Source organism: Citrobacter sp. LUTT5, from assembly GCF_009905315.1.
Taxonomy (GTDB): domain Bacteria; phylum Pseudomonadota; class Gammaproteobacteria; order Enterobacterales; family Enterobacteriaceae; genus Citrobacter; species Citrobacter freundii.
The window spans coordinates 3570359-3586679 of the sequence record NZ_CP047606.1; the positions used below are offsets into that span (position 1 = coordinate 3570359).

The 16321-nt window shown below is 54.9% G+C and carries 17 protein-coding genes; 10 read left to right on the forward strand and 7 right to left on the reverse strand.

The genetic code is table 11. The features are described from left to right. Positions 1–69 precede the first annotated feature (69 nt). The 3 genes from folD (at position 70) to GUC46_RS17250 (ending at position 1800) form a co-directional block, all read left to right on the forward strand. Positions 70–936: a bifunctional methylenetetrahydrofolate dehydrogenase/methenyltetrahydrofolate cyclohydrolase FolD gene (folD, locus tag GUC46_RS17240; protein ID WP_003021887.1), complete on the forward strand. Its 867-nt coding sequence runs from the start codon at positions 70–72 to the stop codon at positions 934–936. Between the two features lies 1 nt (position 937). Continuing rightward, the gene (gene ybcJ, locus GUC46_RS17245) at positions 938–1150 is read left to right on the forward strand and encodes a ribosome-associated protein YbcJ (protein ID WP_003021885.1); all 213 of its coding nucleotides are present in this window, start codon (positions 938–940) and stop codon (positions 1148–1150) included. A 125-nt stretch (positions 1151–1275) separates the two neighbouring features. Then, entirely contained in the window at positions 1276–1800 is a 525-nt protein-coding gene (locus GUC46_RS17250; protein WP_003835753.1) for a metal-dependent hydrolase, read from the forward strand. Between the two features lie 91 nt (positions 1801–1891). Here GUC46_RS17250 and cysS read toward each other — a convergent pair whose 3' ends face one another. After that, a complete protein-coding gene (gene cysS / locus GUC46_RS17255; protein WP_003831109.1) occupies positions 1892–3277 on the reverse strand; it encodes a cysteine--tRNA ligase in 1386 nt (461 codons plus the stop codon). A gap of 173 nt (positions 3278–3450) precedes the next feature. Here cysS and ppiB point away from each other — a divergent pair, with 173 nt between their 5' ends. From ppiB to mnmH, 5 genes are all read left to right on the forward strand, one after another. Further along, positions 3451–3945 (forward strand): peptidylprolyl isomerase B, encoded by a 495-nt coding sequence (gene ppiB / locus GUC46_RS17260; RefSeq protein WP_003021875.1) that lies wholly within the window; start codon positions 3451–3453, stop codon positions 3943–3945. Positions 3946–3947: 2 nt separating this feature from the next. Further along, positions 3948–4670: a UDP-2,3-diacylglucosamine diphosphatase gene (gene lpxH, locus GUC46_RS17265; RefSeq protein WP_130714911.1), complete on the forward strand. Its 723-nt coding sequence runs from the start codon at positions 3948–3950 to the stop codon at positions 4668–4670. Between the two features lie 238 nt (positions 4671–4908). Next, positions 4909–5418: a 5-(carboxyamino)imidazole ribonucleotide mutase gene (purE, locus tag GUC46_RS17270; protein WP_003835756.1), complete on the forward strand. Its 510-nt coding sequence runs from the start codon at positions 4909–4911 to the stop codon at positions 5416–5418. After that, positions 5415–6482 (forward strand): 5-(carboxyamino)imidazole ribonucleotide synthase, encoded by a 1068-nt coding sequence (purK, locus tag GUC46_RS17275; RefSeq protein ID WP_003021869.1) that lies wholly within the window; start codon positions 5415–5417, stop codon positions 6480–6482. The genes purE and purK overlap by 4 nt, the downstream gene beginning before the upstream one ends. Positions 6483–6578: 96 nt before the next feature. Next, the gene (mnmH, locus tag GUC46_RS17280; RefSeq protein WP_160180548.1) at positions 6579–7664 is read left to right on the forward strand and encodes a tRNA 2-selenouridine(34) synthase MnmH; all 1086 of its coding nucleotides are present in this window, start codon (positions 6579–6581) and stop codon (positions 7662–7664) included. Here the strand turns inward: mnmH and GUC46_RS17285 are convergent, their stop codons facing one another. The 6 genes from GUC46_RS17285 to ybbA all read right to left on the reverse strand — a co-directional run bounded on the left by GUC46_RS17285 (position 7665) and on the right by ybbA (position 14916). After that, a complete protein-coding gene (locus tag GUC46_RS17285) occupies positions 7665–8324 on the reverse strand; it encodes a methionine ABC transporter permease (protein WP_003021866.1) in 660 nt (219 codons plus the stop codon). Continuing rightward, positions 8317–9333: a virulence-associated ABC transporter ATP-binding protein SfbB gene (gene sfbB / locus GUC46_RS17290; RefSeq protein ID WP_032936951.1), complete on the reverse strand. Its 1017-nt coding sequence runs from the start codon at positions 9331–9333 to the stop codon at positions 8317–8319. Before sfbB ends, GUC46_RS17285 begins: the two co-directional genes overlap by 8 nt. 63 nt (positions 9334–9396) lie before the next feature. Further along, on the reverse strand, positions 9397–10227 hold the full coding sequence (locus GUC46_RS17295; RefSeq protein WP_003021862.1) for a MetQ/NlpA family ABC transporter substrate-binding protein: 831 nt from the start codon (positions 10225–10227) through the stop codon (positions 9397–9399). A gap of 269 nt (positions 10228–10496) precedes the next feature. After that, positions 10497–11630, reverse strand: coding sequence for a porin (locus GUC46_RS17300; protein ID WP_003021860.1), 1134 nt, complete (start codon positions 11628–11630; stop codon positions 10497–10499). 188 nt (positions 11631–11818) lie between these two features. Beyond that, complete coding sequence (ybbP, locus tag GUC46_RS17305) at positions 11819–14233, reverse strand: putative ABC transporter permease subunit YbbP (protein WP_130714913.1); 2415 nt, start codon at positions 14231–14233, stop codon at positions 11819–11821. Beyond that, positions 14230–14916: a putative ABC transporter ATP-binding protein YbbA gene (gene ybbA / locus GUC46_RS17310; RefSeq protein ID WP_003021853.1), complete on the reverse strand. Its 687-nt coding sequence runs from the start codon at positions 14914–14916 to the stop codon at positions 14230–14232. The genes ybbP and ybbA overlap by 4 nt, the downstream gene beginning before the upstream one ends. On the opposite strand from ybbA, the gene tesA reads away from it, so the two are divergent. Both tesA and GUC46_RS17320 read left to right on the forward strand, forming a co-directional pair. Beyond that, positions 14884–15510 carry a multifunctional acyl-CoA thioesterase I/protease I/lysophospholipase L1 gene (gene tesA, locus GUC46_RS17315; RefSeq protein ID WP_003847506.1) on the forward strand — a complete coding sequence of 209 codons (627 nt, stop codon included), beginning with the start codon at positions 14884–14886 and terminating at the stop codon, positions 15508–15510. The two genes, ybbA and tesA, sit on opposite strands and share 33 nt — an antisense overlap. After that, positions 15500–16309, forward strand: coding sequence for an SDR family oxidoreductase (locus GUC46_RS17320; RefSeq protein ID WP_106107985.1), 810 nt, complete (start codon positions 15500–15502; stop codon positions 16307–16309). The genes tesA and GUC46_RS17320 overlap by 11 nt, the downstream gene beginning before the upstream one ends. Positions 16310–16321 lie beyond the last annotated feature (12 nt).

The window sequence follows — 16321 nt, forward strand, 5'->3', positions numbered from 1 at the left end:
CACGTCCCGCTTCTGACAAAATAGTGGCATCCCCTTCGATTTAACGTAACAGACGGAATCCTCTCTCTGATGGCAGCAAAGATTATTGACGGTAAAACGATTGCGCAGCAGGTGCGCTCTGAGGTTGCTCAAAAAGTTCAGGCGCGTTTAGCGGCTGGATTACGCGCCCCAGGCCTGGCTGTTGTGCTGGTAGGCAGCAATCCGGCTTCGCAAATTTACGTCGCGAGTAAACGCAAAGCCTGCGACGAAGTGGGGTTCGTCTCCCGCTCCTATGACCTGCCCGAAACCACGAGCGAGGCGGAGCTTCTTGAGCTGATCGATACGCTCAATGCAGATACCACCATTGACGGTATTCTGGTACAGCTGCCGTTACCTGCCGGTATCGACAACGTTAAAGTGCTGGAGCGTATTGCACCGGATAAAGACGTTGACGGTTTTCATCCATATAACGTCGGTCGCCTGTGTCAGCGTGCGCCGCGCCTGCGTCCTTGTACCCCGCGCGGTATCGTGACCCTGCTTGAGCGTTACAACATCGACACCTACGGCCTGAATGCGGTCGTCATTGGCGCTTCAAACATCGTCGGTCGCCCAATGAGCATGGAACTGCTGCTGGCTGGCTGCACCACCACCGTCACCCATCGCTTCACCAAAGATCTGCGTCGCCACGTTGAGCATGCTGACCTGCTAATTGTTGCCGTCGGTAAACCGGGCTTTATTCCTGGCGAGTGGATCAAAGAAGGTGCGATTGTGATTGATGTCGGCATCAACCGTCTGGAGAATGGTAAGGTTGTTGGCGATGTGGTCTTTGAAGATGCTGCCGCACGCGCGTCATATATCACGCCGGTCCCCGGCGGCGTAGGCCCAATGACGGTCGCCACACTTATCGAAAACACGCTGCAGGCGTGTGTTGAATATCATGATGTAAAGGACGTTTAAGATGGCCACATTTTCACTGGGTAAACACCCACATGTTGAACTCTGCGATCTGCTGAAGCTGGAAGGCTGGAGCGAAAGCGGCGCCCAGGCAAAAATTGCTATTGGCGAAGGGTTAGTGAAGGTCGATGGTGTTGTTGAAACGCGTAAACGCTGCAAAATCGTTGCCGGACAGACCGTGAGCTTTGAAGGTCACAGCATTAGCGTCGTGGCATGACCCTAAGTGCCGGATGAGGTAAACACCGTATCCGGCCACTTCTCCCTCTCGTTTTCAGATAATGACTTCATCCCCGCTTCACAGTGAACTGTTAGCATGTTGTTTTTCCACACGAAGCGATCATCATGCCCACTATTGTTACCCACGCAGCCGTTCCGCTCTGTTTAGGGTTAGGTCTCGGACTTAAAGTCATCCCCCCACGATTACTGTTTGCTGGCGTCGTTCTGGCTATGCTGCCAGATGCCGATGTGTTGTCATTTAAGTTCGGTGTCGCCTATGGCAATGTGTTTGGCCACCGGGGATTTACCCACTCACTGCTGTTCGCCTTCGTGGTACCGCTGCTCTGCGTATTGATTGGCCGACGATGGTTTAAGGCGGGATTGATTCGCTGCTGGCTATTCCTGACGGTTTCACTGCTGTCACACAGTCTGCTGGATTCCGTTACGACAGGCGGCAAAGGCGTCGGCTGGCTGTGGCCGTGGTCGGATGAACGCTTCTTTGCACCGTGGCAGGTGATTAAAGTCGCCCCGTTTGCGCTATCACGCTACGCCACACCGTATGGTCATCAGGTAATAACTTCGGAGTTGATGTGGGTATGGCTGCCGGCCGTTATGATGATGGGTGTGCTGTGGTGGTACAAACGTCATTAATAGTGCCTGATGGCGCTACGCTTATCAGGCCTACCGATCATTCCATCGTAGGCCGGATAAGGCGTAAGCCGCCATCCGGCAATATAGAGAGTTACTTACGACGCCAGGTGGTGCCCTGCGGGCCGTCTTCCAGCACGATGCCCATCTCATTGAGACGGTCACGCGCGGCATCAGCCGCCGCCCAGTCTTTCGCTTTACGCGCATCCAGACGCTGTTGGATTAACGCTTCAATTTCAGCAACTTCACCGTCATCCGCCTGCGCCCCGCTTTGCAGGAACGCTTCCGGATCCTGTTCCAGCAGTCCCAGCACGCTGGAGAGCTTGCGCAGATGCGCAGCCATACCGTTAGCCGCCGCCATATCTTCACCCTTCAGGCGGTTAACTTCACGCGCCATATCAAACAGCACGGAGTAAGCTTCCGGCGTGTTGAAGTCATCGTCCATCGCTTCAATGAAACGTGCTTCAAAGGCCTCGCCACCCGCAGGGGCAACGGATTTGTCGGTACCGCGCAGTGCAGTGTACAGACGCTCCAGCGCAGAACGCGCCTGTTTCAGGTTCTCTTCGCTGTAGTTGAGCTGGCTACGATAGTGACCCGACATCAGGAAGTAGCGAATGGTTTCGGCGTCGTAGTATTTCAGCACATCGCGCACGGTAAAGAAGTTGCCCAGCGATTTAGACATTTTCTCGCGGTCAACCATCACCATCCCGGAGTGCATCCAGTAATTAACGTACTCACCGTCATGCGCACAGGTGGACTGCGCGATTTCGTTTTCATGATGCGGGAACATCAGGTCCGAACCGCCGCCGTGAATATCGAAATGGTTACCCAGTTGTTTGCAGTTCATCGCCGAACATTCGATGTGCCAGCCCGGACGACCTGCGCCCCATGGAGACGGCCAGCTCGGCTCGCCTTCTTTGGACATTTTCCACAGCACGAAGTCCATCGGGTTACGCTTCACATCAACCACGTCAACGCGAGCACCCGCCTGCAGCTGATCCAGATCCTGGCGTGACAGCTGACCGTAGTTCGGGTCAGTCGGCACGTCGAACATCACGTCGCCGTTATCAGCAACGTAAGCGTGACCTTTGGCAATCAACTGCTCAGTGATTTCGATAATTTCAGCGATATGGTGCGTAGCGCGCGGCTCCAGATCCGGGCGCAGAATATTCAGCGCATCGAAATCGCTATGCATTTCCGCGATCATTCTGTCGACCAACGCGACAAAGCTTTCACCGTTTTCATTCGCGCGCTTGATGATTTTGTCATCAATATCGGTAATGTTGCGTACATACTTCAGCTTATAGCCGAGGAAGCGCAGGTAGCGCGCGACGACGTCGAAAGAAACAAAGGTACGTCCGTGGCCAATATGACAGAGATCGTAAACGGTAATACCACACACGTACATGCCGACTTCCCCGGCATGAATAGGTTTGAATTCCTCTTTTTGGCGCGTCAGTGTATTAAAGATTTTTAACATCGAAGATTCCGTGTAGACGTGTGTGGATAGTAAAGTCTGTATAATACCCATAATTTAGACCGGAAGCAGCACACTTTGCGAGGTGATCACAGCTTGCGGTTATGCTATAACACACCCCTAACTCTGACCCTTGACGGGGTCGAAGCACCAATCTATCGGAACAGGATGCAAAAATGGTTACTTTCCACACTAATCACGGCGATATCGTAATCAAAACGTTTGATGATAAAGCGCCTGAAACAGTTAAAAACTTCCTGGACTACTGCCGCGAAGGTTTTTACAACAACACCATTTTCCACCGTGTTATTAACGGTTTCATGATCCAGGGCGGCGGTTTCGAGCCAGGCATGAAGCAAAAAGCCACGAAAGAAGCGATCAAAAACGAAGCGAACAACGGTCTGAAAAATACCCGTGGTACGCTGGCAATGGCGCGTACTCAGGCTCCGCACTCCGCAACCGCACAGTTCTTCATCAACGTTGCTGACAACGACTTCCTGAACTTCTCCGGTGAAAGCATGCAGGGTTGGGGTTACTGCGTGTTCGCTGAAGTTGTTGAAGGCATGGACGTGGTTGATAAAATCAAAGGCGTTTCCACCGGTCGCAGCGGCATGCACCAGGATGTGCCAAAAGAAGACGTCATCATTGAAAACGTGACCGTCAGCGAGTAATCGTGGCGACACTGTTTATTGCAGATCTTCACCTCTGCACAGAAGAACCGGCGATCACCGCCGGTTTTCTGCGTTTTTTAGCCGGCGATGCACGCAATGCCGATGCGCTATACATTCTCGGCGACCTGTTTGAAGCCTGGATTGGCGACGACGACCCGAATCCACTGCATCATGAAATGGCCGCAGCGATAAAAACGCTGGCAGATTCCGGCGTCCCCTGCTTTTTTATTCACGGCAACCGTGATTTTCTGCTCGGCAAGCGTTTTGCCCGTGCGAGCGGCATGACCTTGCTTCCCGAAGAAAAAGTGCTCGACCTGTATGGCCGCAAGGTTCTGATCATGCATGGCGACACCTTATGCACCGACGACGCAGGCTATCAGGCGTTTCGCGCCAAAGTACATCAACCCTGGCTACAGAAGCTGTTTCTCGCCCTGCCCCTGTTTGTTCGCCAGCGCATTGCCGCAAAAATGCGCGCCAACAGTAAAGCCGCCAACAGCAGTAAATCGCTGGAAATCATGGATGTGAATCCGCAGGCCGTGATTAACGAGATGGAAAAACATCAGGTCCAGTGGTTAATTCACGGACATACACACCGTCCGGCTGTCCACGAACTCACGGCCAATGAGCAACCCGCTTTCCGCGTGGTATTAGGCGCATGGCATACCGAAGGCTCAATGGTGAAAGTCACGCCCAGCGACGTTGAGCTAATCGCGTTTCCGTTTTAATTCTGCAGATATCCAGCTCCTCTTTACACAAAACAATTCGAGTTGCATCGAGGCGGCAAATCTGTGAGTCCCCGGGAGCTTACAAAAGTAAGTGACTGGGGTGAGCAGATGCAGCCAACAAAGAGGCAGCTTGAAGAGTGAAGTGTAAAGCGCGCAATCGTTTTCCTTGAAGGTTAATTATGCTATTCTCTGTGGCCTCAAAAGTCGAGTGTAGTGCACCACAGGAGTTTTCAGACGCATGTCTTCCCGCAATAATCCGGCGCGTGTCGCCATCGTGATGGGGTCCAAAAGCGACTGGGCTACCATGCAGTTCGCCGCCGAAATCTTCGAAATCCTGGACGTTCCGCATCATGTTGAAGTCGTCTCCGCCCACCGCACCCCAGACAAATTGTTCAGCTTCGCCGAAAGCGCTGAAGAGAACGGTTATCAGGTGATTATTGCCGGAGCCGGTGGCGCAGCGCATTTGCCTGGCATGATTGCGGCGAAAACGCTGGTGCCTGTTTTAGGCGTCCCGGTGCAAAGCGCAGCGTTGAGCGGTGTAGATAGCCTCTACTCCATTGTTCAAATGCCTCGCGGTATTCCCGTTGGAACACTGGCGATCGGCAAAGCGGGCGCGGCCAATGCGGCCCTACTGGCAGCGCAAATTCTGGCTACACACGACAAAGCATTACACCAGCGTCTGGACGACTGGCGCAAAGCACAAACCGATGAAGTGCTGGAAAACCCGGACCCGCGAGGTGCGGCATGAAGCAGGTCTGCGTACTCGGTAACGGTCAGCTAGGACGCATGCTGCGTCAGGCCGGCGAGCCGCTGGGCATTGCGGTCTGGCCCGTCGGGCTGGACGCTGAACCGGCTGCTGTCCCTTTTCAGCAAAGCGTGATCACCGCTGAGATTGAGCGCTGGCCGGAAACGGCACTCACCCGCGAACTGGCGCGCCACCCGGCATTTGTTAACCGCGACGTCTTCCCGATTATTGCCGACCGTCTGACGCAAAAGCAGCTTTTTGACAAGCTCGGTCTGGCGACTGCGCCGTGGCAACTGCTGGCAGATAAAAGCGAATGGTCTGCGGTATTCGACAAACTCGGCGAGCTGGCGATCGTCAAACGTCGCGTCGGCGGCTACGACGGTCGTGGGCAGTGGCGTTTGCGCGCAAATGAAACCGCACAACTGCCGGATGATTGCTATGGCGAGTGCATCGTCGAGCGGGGAATCAACTTCTCTGGCGAAGTCTCACTGGTTGGCGCTCGGGCGCATGACGGCAGCACCGTTTTCTATCCGCTAACCCATAACCTGCATCAGGACGGCATTCTGCGCACCAGCGTGGTGTTCCCGCAGGCTAACGCCAGACAGCAGGCACAGGCTGAAGCGATGCTCTCCGCCATCATGCAGGAGCTGGGCTATGTCGGCGTGATGGCGATGGAATGTTTCATCACCCCGGAAGGTCTGCTGATCAACGAACTGGCTCCGCGCGTGCACAACAGCGGACACTGGACGCAAAACGGCGCCAGCATCAGCCAGTTTGAGCTGCACCTGCGTGCCATTACCAACCTGCCGTTACCGACGCCGGTGGTGAACCATCCTTCGGTGATGGTAAACCTGATTGGTAGCGACCTGAACTACGACTGGCTGAAGCTACCGCTGGTACACCTGCACTGGTATGACAAAGAAGTGCGTGAAGGGCGTAAGGTGGGTCACCTGAACCTGAGCGACAGCGATACCGCGCGCCTTAGCGCGACACTGGAAGCGCTTATCCCCCTGCTGCCGCCGGAATATGCCAGCGGTATTATCTGGGCGCAGTCAAAGCTGAAATAAGCCATTAATGCCGGGGAATGGATTTTATCCTTCCCCGGCCCCTCTCCTGGCGCGTAAAATCCCCTCCATTGCTGTTTTGTATTTTCAGGATCAAACATGAACGATGGAACGGACTATCGCGCAATTCTGCTCGCCGGTACGCCTTTAATCGATGTACGCGCCCCCGTCGAATTTCAGCAGGGCGCCATGCCGGGCGCAATAAACCTTCCCTTAATGAACGATGACGAACGTGCCGCCGTGGGTACCTGTTATAAACGTCAGGGGCCTGAGGCCGCCCTCGCGCTCGGCCATCAACTGGTCTGTGACGAGACTCGCCAGCAACGCATGAAGGCCTGGCTAAATGCTTGTCGCCAGCACCCAAAAGGATATTTATGCTGCGCGCGCGGCGGCCAGCGCTCGCACATTGTGCAGCAGTGGCTGCACGAGTCCGGTACTGACTACCCGCTAATACAAGGCGGTTATAAAGCATTGCGTCAGGCGGCGATTCAACTGACTGAAGAACTGGTGCAAAAACCGATCGTCTTAATTGGCGGCTGTACCGGGAACGGTAAAACGCAGTTGGTGCAACAGCAGCCGAACGGCATTGACCTTGAAGGTCTGGCGCACCATCGCGGTTCCTCGTTTGGTCGCACCGTTGAGCCGCAGCTGAGCCAGGCAAGCTTTGAAAACTTGCTGGCGGTCGAAATGCTGAAAACCGACAGCCGTCAGGATCTGCGTCTGTGGGTACTTGAGGACGAAGGCCGCATGATCGGCGCTAATCATCTGCCCGAATGTTTGCGCGAACGCATGAGCCAGGCCGCTATTGCGGTGGTGGACGATCCTTTTGAGCTACGGCTGGAGCGGCTGCGCGAAGAGTATTTTGTGCGCATGCACCACGATTTCACTCACGCTTATGGCGAGAGTCAGGGCTGGCAGGAGTACAGCGAGTATCTGCACCACGGTCTGTTTGCTATCCGCCGTCGTCTGGGTTTGCAACGTTTTGCCGAGCTGACCACCCTGCTCGACGTGGCTCTGCGCGAACAGCAGGCAACGGGCAGCACCGACGCGCATATGAGCTGGCTGGTACCGTTGCTCAACGAGTATTACGACCCGATGTATCGCTATCAGCTGGAAAAGAAAGCCGCGAAAATCGTCTTTCGCGGCTCATGGCAGGAGGTGGCTGACTGGCTTAGCGTACAGTAATCAATGTCTGTCGCGCTTGTCTGCGCGTTTCGCCAACCAGTCGCCCAGCACCTGAACGACCTGCACCAGAATAATCAGCGCCACCACGGTGACGATCATGACCTGGGTTTCGTAGCGGTAATAACCAAAGCGAATCGCCAGGTCGCCGACTCCACCGCCGCCAACGATACCGGCCATTGCGGAGTAACCGATCAGACTCACCAGCGTTATCGTCAGCCCACGCAGCAGACCCGCGCTCGCCTCCGGTAACAGAACGGTGCAGATGATGCGCATCGGGCTGGCGCCAAACGCTTCCGCCGCCTCGATAATGCCTTTATCGACTTCACGTAGCGCGCTATCAACCAGACGGGCATAGAAAGCAATTGCTGCTACCGACAGCGGAACCGACGCCGCGATGGGTCCAATGGTATTGCCGAGCAAAAACTGGGTTAGCGGCAACAACAGAACCAGCAGGATCACAAACGGCACCGAGCGGATAATATTCACCAGCACGGAGCTGAGCAGATACACAAAACGGTTCTGCCAGAATAAATGCCGGTCGGTAACGAAAATAAGAAAACCGAGCGGCAGACCGCCAATAATCGCCAACAGCGTAGAGATGCTCAGCATCTGGAAGGTTTCATTAAACGCCAGCGTCAAATCAGGCAATAAATCATCCACGAATCACCTCCACCTGTGCAGTACGTTGACGAATATGTTCCACGGCGACATCCACCGCAGAAGGGTTATGCGGCGCGGTCAGTTGCACCACCAGAATCCCCAGCGCACGTTCGCCGATATATTCAATTTTGCCGTGCAGAATGTTCACCGCCACGCCAAATTTAACCGCCACTTCTGACAACACCGGCTGTTCTGCCGAATCACCGATGAACAGAATTTTTAGCAACTGGCCAGGCAGATGCTGGCGCAGACGGTCGGGTAACGTCAGATTGAGGGTATGCGACACCAGTTGCTGAGTGAAAGCGTGCTGCGGGTGAGCAAAAACATCAAACACCTCGCCAGACTCCACTACCTTGCCACCGGACATCACCGCCACGCGATCGCAAATCGATTTGATCACGTTCATCTCATGGGTGATCAGCACGATCGTGATCCCCAACTGTTGGTTGATCTGCTTAAGCAAAGCCAGAATCGTGGCCGAGGTTTCGAGATCTAACGCGGAAGTGGGTTCATCACACAGCAGCACATCCGGGTGATTGGCAATTGCGCGGGCAATACCCACACGCTGCTTTTGCCCACCGCTGAGCTGAACCGGAAAGCGGTTCGCCTTGTCTGACAGCCCCACCAGCGACAGAATTTCGCTCACGCGCGGGCCAATTTTACTGCGTTCCCATCCGGCAGCCTTCAGGCTAAAGGCGACGTTTTGCGCCACGGTACGGGTATGCATCAGATTAAAATGTTGAAAAATCATCCCGATACGCTGACGGGCTTTACGTAGATGCACGCCTTCCAGTGCGGAAATTTCTACGCCGTTCACCTTCACGCTTCCCTGGCTCGGACGCGTTAAGGCGTTCAGGGTGCGCAGCAGCGTACTTTTTCCCGCGCCGCTGGTCCCGACAATGCCAAATATCTCACCTGCGCCAATGCGCAAGCTAACGTCATCAACCGCCCGGGTTGATGCTCCACGGCCTGCGCTAAAATCCACGCAAACTTTCTCAATCTCAATCATAGCCACCTCAGAAATGCGAAAAGGGCAGTCGTCGCTGCCCCTGTTAACCCTTGTGCGCAGCGATTATTGGGCTGCCGACATCCATTCCGGTTTCTGGAAGGCGCTGTAGATATTTTGCGGATCGTCGATCACCGCACGATACGCCGGAGATTTCACCGCCTCGACAATATCTTTCGCAAATGGTTTATCCGCATCTTCACTGCGTACCGCGATGATATTTTTCAGATTTTCGTCCAGGTGTTCCTGCTTGATGGCGCTGGCGAGATCCAGTTTTGCCGCTACGGCAAAGTTGCCGTTGACCAGCGCACCGGTCACACCGTCCAGCGTACGCGGCAGCTGTGCCGCTTCCAGCGGTTTAAACACCAGCCCTTTTGGGTTGCTGGCGATATCGCGCTCGGAGGCTTTAGTTGGATCGATGTTATCTTTGATGGTGATAAGGCCAATAGACTGCAGGAAACGCAGACCGCGAGCCAGGTTGGTGGGATCGTTGGAAAGCGTGATCACATCCCCTTTTTTCAACTCATCCAGGCTTTTGATTTTATGTGAGTAAAAACCCATCCCGGCCGTCGGGACCACAATCAGCTTGCTCAGCTTCAGGCCTTTATCGGCGGTGAATTTGTCAAAGTAGAGTGAATGCTGGAACAGGTTAGCATCGATGCTGCCATTGGAGAGCGCCATGTTAGGTTGCACGTAGTCGCTGAATTCGCGCACTACTACCTTATAGCCTTTCTCTTTCAGCGTAGGGGCAATGGCTTGTTTTACCATATCGCCGTACGGCCCAGGTGCGACGCCAAATACGATGGTGTGCGGATCACTGTTCGCATGAGCAAATTGTAATCCACAGGCCAGTAACAGCGCCCCGGTCGCGACGCGTAAACTCTGACGCAATCCCATAATCTCTCCATTTTAACGTTGTGGTGTCATGTCTCACGCCGTTCTTGCGGCGTTGTTCTTGTTGGCCTGTTAACAGGCTGATTGTTAACATGACACAGATCACAACCTGCTGTCCTTGAAATTATTTCATGATGTTGCAGAGTGTGTTTTTAAATGTGAGAAGGCATGAAAAAGCCGGATGTCGGCACAAGTGCCTTATCCGGCCTACAAATAACGCGATCCCCCTGCTCTCGTAGGCCCGATAAACGCATCGGGCGGCAGGCGTTCGATTAGAAGTCGTAACGCAGACGCACCAGGTTCATGTCGCCCAGATTGTCGGTGCTGGAGGTGAAGACGTGTTCGTAATCCACACGGAAACCGTAATCCAGCTGGAAGCTGATACCCACACCGTTGTCGGTACGCAGGTAGTTACGGCCATTCACGTATTCAATACGATCGCCCATAAAGTATGGCTGCACGGATTTCAGCGCATACTGGCCAACCGGGAAGGTGTATCCCGCAAAGTATTCCAGACCCCAGGCGTCACCGGCAAAATAGTCATTAACAGAGACTTTTTTGGTGGTCATGAAGTTTTGATACCAACCGCCGCCCAGCGAGAAGGTCCAGTTGTCCGGTTTCCAGCTCAGCGCAGTACCGACGATGTTTTGATCGTAGGTTTTGCTGGTGTTGCCACGCATTTCCGCGCGGGTGTAGTTCCACGCCGTACCCCAGGTCAGGTCATCGGTGATGTGATAATCCACACCCAGGGAGCCGCCACCTTTACGTTTGTAGCGCAAACCGTTGTTCGGGTTGTAGTCATCGCTGAACAAATAAGACGCGTAAAGATCAACATCGCCTACCGTATTTTTATACTTCAGTGACTTACGTGTACGATAGGAACCGTCGTAGTCGCCATTGATACCGTTACCTGGCGCCTGGCCGATCATGTCGTAGTCCCAGATATCCGTTTTCGCACCCACCACATCATAGTAAATGCTGTTCTGTTGACCGAAGGTCAGCGTACCCCAGGTCGCGCTCTTCAGACCGGTGTACAGCATACGACGCGTAGTATCGTTGGCGCCGTTAGCATAGTGATTGTCCCAGTTGAACATCGCCGGGAAGTTAACGCCCAGCTCGTAATAGCTCACCCAACTGATGTCATCAAACAGATAGTAGTCAGCAGCGAAGCGGAAACGCGTTCCACCGTCGAAGCCATTACGTTTGTAGCCATTCTTGCCATCGTCACCGGCCATATTCTGGAACTGCGGACGAATACTCCCGCCGACGGTGAAATTAAGACGGCTCAGCGGGTTGCCCGCCTGCGGATCTTGTTTCAGGACCGTGATTTCCGCCTGGGAGGCGAAAGTCGTTAATGCCACTGCTGCGCCGATCGATACCGCCAGCGCCGTTTTTTTTATAGTCATTATTTGTACCTTGATAGATAGCCTGCCAATTATTCAGCATACAAATATTAACGTTTATTAATACACTCGTGTTGTCGGGTTTTTATTGTTCTGTGCTGTTAAATATCAATGAGTTATCATTTTGTGCTACATAGATAAAAAAACGCACCGATTTAAAAAAACCGGTGCGTAATCATCACGAATATGAATTAACTGCTGAACTGACGGAACAGCGCTTTGCCTTTAAGAAGACGTGAACCGAGCCATCCGCCGCAGAGAGAGAGCAGCAATGCCCCACAAAGCGGCAACACAACCCACAGCCGCCAGTCTGGCTCCCAGGGGAAATCAAACACGCGGGTTTGCAGCACCGCCAGCGCAGTTTCCGCCCCGATGGCCGCCACCAGTCCGGCGACCATCCCGAGCATCGCGAACTCGCACCACAGCGTGGTACGCAGCAGCTTCTTACCCGCTCCCAGCGTGCGCCAGACCACCAGTTCCTGATGACGCTGACGCATCCCGACCTGCACCTGCGCCAATAGCAGCAACATACCGCAAGCGGTGACCAGCACTACCATCACCTCCAGCGCGCGGCTCACCTGCTCCAGCACCTGACTCACCTGTTTGAGAATGGCACCAATATCCAGCAGGCTGATAGTCGGGAATTCGCGGTTAAGCTGCGTCAGCATGCCGTTGCCGTTCTCCCAGCGAAAGCTGGTTAACCAGCTTTGTGGCTGAGCATCCAGCGCGCCAGAAGGGAAGATAAAGAAAAAGTTTGGTCGCAGGCTTTCCCAGTCCACTTTGCGCAGACTGCTGACCGTAGCGCTGAAATCCTGGGTATCCCCCATAAAGGTCACCCGATCGCCAAGCTTAACGCTCAGTCGTTTCGCCAGCCCCTCTTCCATCGACACTTCGCCCGCTTTTGGCGGCCAGCTCCCGGCAACGATCGGGTTATGATCCGGGCGGGTATCCTGCCAGGTCAGATTAAGCTCGCGGTTCAGCGCTTCATCCTGATTGCCTTCGGTCGATTTCTCATTGATCGCCGTCAGACGGGCCCGCACTATCGGGTAGAACGACTCCGGGATCACCTGATGCTCAGCAAGGAAAGCCTTCAGCGGAGCCACCTGCTCAGTGGCAATGTTGATCAGAAAATAGTTTGGACTTTCCGGCGGCATTTGCTGCTGCCAGCGGTCGAGGAGATCGCCACGCAGCACCAGCAACAGCGCCAGCAGCATAAAGGAGAGCGAAAATGCCGACAGTTGACTCAGCGTTGACCACGGCTGGCGCAACAGCCGGCTGACCGCCAAACGCAGCGGCAGCGAGGTCAGCGTCAGACCACGCAGCAGGTTAAGCAACATCCAGCCCAACACGCCGCACAGCAGCGCCAGCACCACAGCCCCGACCAGTACCGCCCACAGCAGCATACTTCCGCCCATCAATCCGGCCAGCAGCGCAACCACAACTATCGTTGCTACGGGCAGATAGACCTTAAGCGGCCAGACGTTTGCCACCACGTCGCGACGCAGTACCCGCAGCGGCTGCGTCGCCAGCAGCAGGCGATAAGGGCGTAGCCCCACCAGCAGAGAAATGACGGCCATCGTACCGAGTGCCCACAGCCACGGCCACAGGCTGGCGGGCGGCAGCTCACCGGGCAGAACTGGCTTCAGTAATACCACCAGCACCCGCTCAAATAACAGCCCGAACAGCCCGCCGGTCACGCCAGAAAGCGTCAGCACCATCAGCCACTGGCCGATAATCAGCTTGCGCAGCTGCGCCCTGCCCGCGCCGAGCGTTTTTAATATCGCCACCAAATCGTAACGACTGCGACAGTAATGATTCATCGCCACGGCAACGGCAGCAACCGCCAGCAGTAGCGTTAACAGTGCCGACAGCAGCAGGAACTGTTGCGAACGCTCCAGTGATTTCCCCAACGCCCCTTCATCCTGCTCCAGCCCATACCAACGCTGTTCTGGCTTTAACTGCGGAAGCAGCCATTTTTCATAGGCTTCCAGCTGCTGTGGCGTACCACCAAATTTATAGCGCCAGGTCACACGGCTTCCCGGCTGGACCGCCGCCGTTTTTTCGACATCCGCCATGTTCATCATCAGGCGCGGCGCTATCTGGAAGGGATTAAAACCGGAATCCGGTTCCTGCACCACTTCTCCGGCGATGCGCAGGGTGGCATCGCCAACGTCGATGGAATCACCGATTTTTAAGTTGAGTAGCGCCATCAGACGCGGGGCCAACAGCACTGAGCCCGGCTGCGGTTTCAGCCCCGGCGGATTGGTTTGCAGCGTGCCGTACATCGGATACACATCATCCACTGCCTTGACGTTCGCCAGTTGAGGCGTATCCCGGGCAAAGGTCATGGTGGCAAAGGTTAGCTGTTCACCCACGTTCAGACCACGCTGTCGCGCCTCGTCAATCCACGCTTTCGGCACAGCGCGCGAACTTTGCAGCGACCGGTCCCCCGCCATAAACTCACGGCTTTGCTGGCTCAGCCCTTTTTCCATGCGATCGCTGATATTGCCCAGCGCCAGTACACAGGCCACCGCCAGGCTTAACGCCAGCCAGACAATCAGTAATGAAGGCGAGCGCCATTCGCGCCAGAACCAGCGTGCAATCATGCCTCCTCCTGCAACTGTCCGTTCACCAGGCGTAAACGCCTATCGCAACGCGCCGCCAGCTGCGGGTCATGGGTCACCAGAATCAGGGTGGTACCGTGTTCCCGGTTCAGAGAAAACAGCAGGTCGGCGATTTTGTCTCCGGTCTGGCGGTCCAGATTGCCCGTTGGTTCATCGGCAAACAGCACGTCAGGCCGTCCGTTAAACGCCCGTGCCAGCGCTACGCGTTGCTGCTCCCCGCCGGAAAGCTGGGCCGGAAGATGATCAAGGCGTTTTCCCAACCCCAGTTGCTCCAGCAGCGTTTTTGCCCCGTCACGACTTTTTCCGCTATTTTCGCCGCGTAGCAGCGCGGGTAGTTCGACGTTTTCCAGCGCGTTGAGGGTTGGAATTAACATGAATGACTGGAAGACAAAACCCACGTGCCGCGCCCGCAGCTGCGCCCGGGCTTCTTCGTCCATAGTGTGCAGTGCCTGCCCCACCAGGCTGACTTCACCGCTGGAGCCATCGTCCAGCCCGGCGAGGATCGCCAGCAGCGTGGATTTCCCCGATCCCGACTCGCCAATCAACGCAATGGTCTCGGCGCGTTTGACAACCAGTTCAACTCCGGTAAGGATGGATAGCTCTTGATCACCCTGACCGACGGATTTCTTAAGATGATGAACTTCAACAATGTTTTCCGCTGGCATTGGCCTTTCCTGTTCCTGGTCCTGTTAACTTTCCGCGCCGCCGCTGCGGACACGTTATTAATTCTGGGTGACAGCCTGAGCGCCGGATACCGTATGTCCGCCAGCGCCGCGTGGCCTGCGCTACTTAATGATAAATGGCAAACCAAAACGCCAGTCGTGAATGCCAGCATTAGCGGCGACACCTCACAGCAAGGTCTGGCCCGTCTGCCTGCATTACTCAAGCAGCACCAGCCGCGCTGGGTGCTGGTCGAACTTGGCGGTAACGATGGCCTGCGCGGATTTGCGCCTGCGCAAACCGAACAAACCCTGCGCACGATTCTGCAGGATGTGAAAGCGGCAAATGCCGAACCGCTGCTGATGCAAATTCGTCTGCCAGCAAATTATGGTCGCCGTTATAATGAAACCTTTAGCGCGATTTATCCAAAGCTCGCCAAAGAGTTTGATATTCCTCTGCTGCCATTTTTTATGGAAGAGGTTTATCTGAAACCCCAGTGGATGCAGGATGATGGTATTCATCCTAACCGTGACGCTCAGCCGTTTATTGCCGACTGGATGGCGCAACATCTCACACCTCTAGTAAATCATGAGTCGTAATGCTACGGAGATCCTGACAGGTAAAGTTATGCAAAAATCGGTCTTAATAACAGGATGTTCCAGCGGAATCGGTCTGGAAAGCGCGCTTGAACTAAAGCGCCAGGGTTTTCAAATTCTGGCAGGCTGTCGCAAACCTGACGATGTCGCGCGTATGAACAGTATGGGATTCACTGGCATATTGCTGGATCTGGATTCACCCGAAAGCGTGAATCGTGCCGCCGATGAAGTGATCGCCCTGACCGATAATCGTTTATATGGGATCTTTAACAACGCCGGATACGGTGTCTATGGTCCCCTGCCCACCATCAGCCGTGAACAGATGGAACAGCAATTTTCCGCCAACTTCTTTGGCGCACATCAGCTTACCATGCGCCTGTTGCCCGCTATGCTCCCTCACGGCGAAGGGCGTATCGTGATGACTTCATCGGTGATGGGATTGATCTCAACGCCGGGACGCGGCGCCTATGCCGCCAGTAAATATGCGCTGGAAGCCTGGTCCGACGCGCTGCGTATGGAACTGCGCCACAGCGGCATTAAGGTCAGCCTGATTGAGCCCGGCCCCATCCGTACCCGCTTTACCGAAAACGTCAACCAGACCCAGAGCGATAAGCCCGTCGAGAACCCCGGCATTGCCGCGCGTTTTACGCTGGGACCAGAAGCGGTTGTCGCCAAAGTACGTCATGCATTTGAGAGCGATAAACCAAAGCTACGTTATCCGGTTACGCTGGTGACCTGGGCAGTGATGCTACTTAAACGCCTGTTGCCAGGCCGCATAATGGACAAAATTTTACAGGGTTGAGTTGAAGCACGA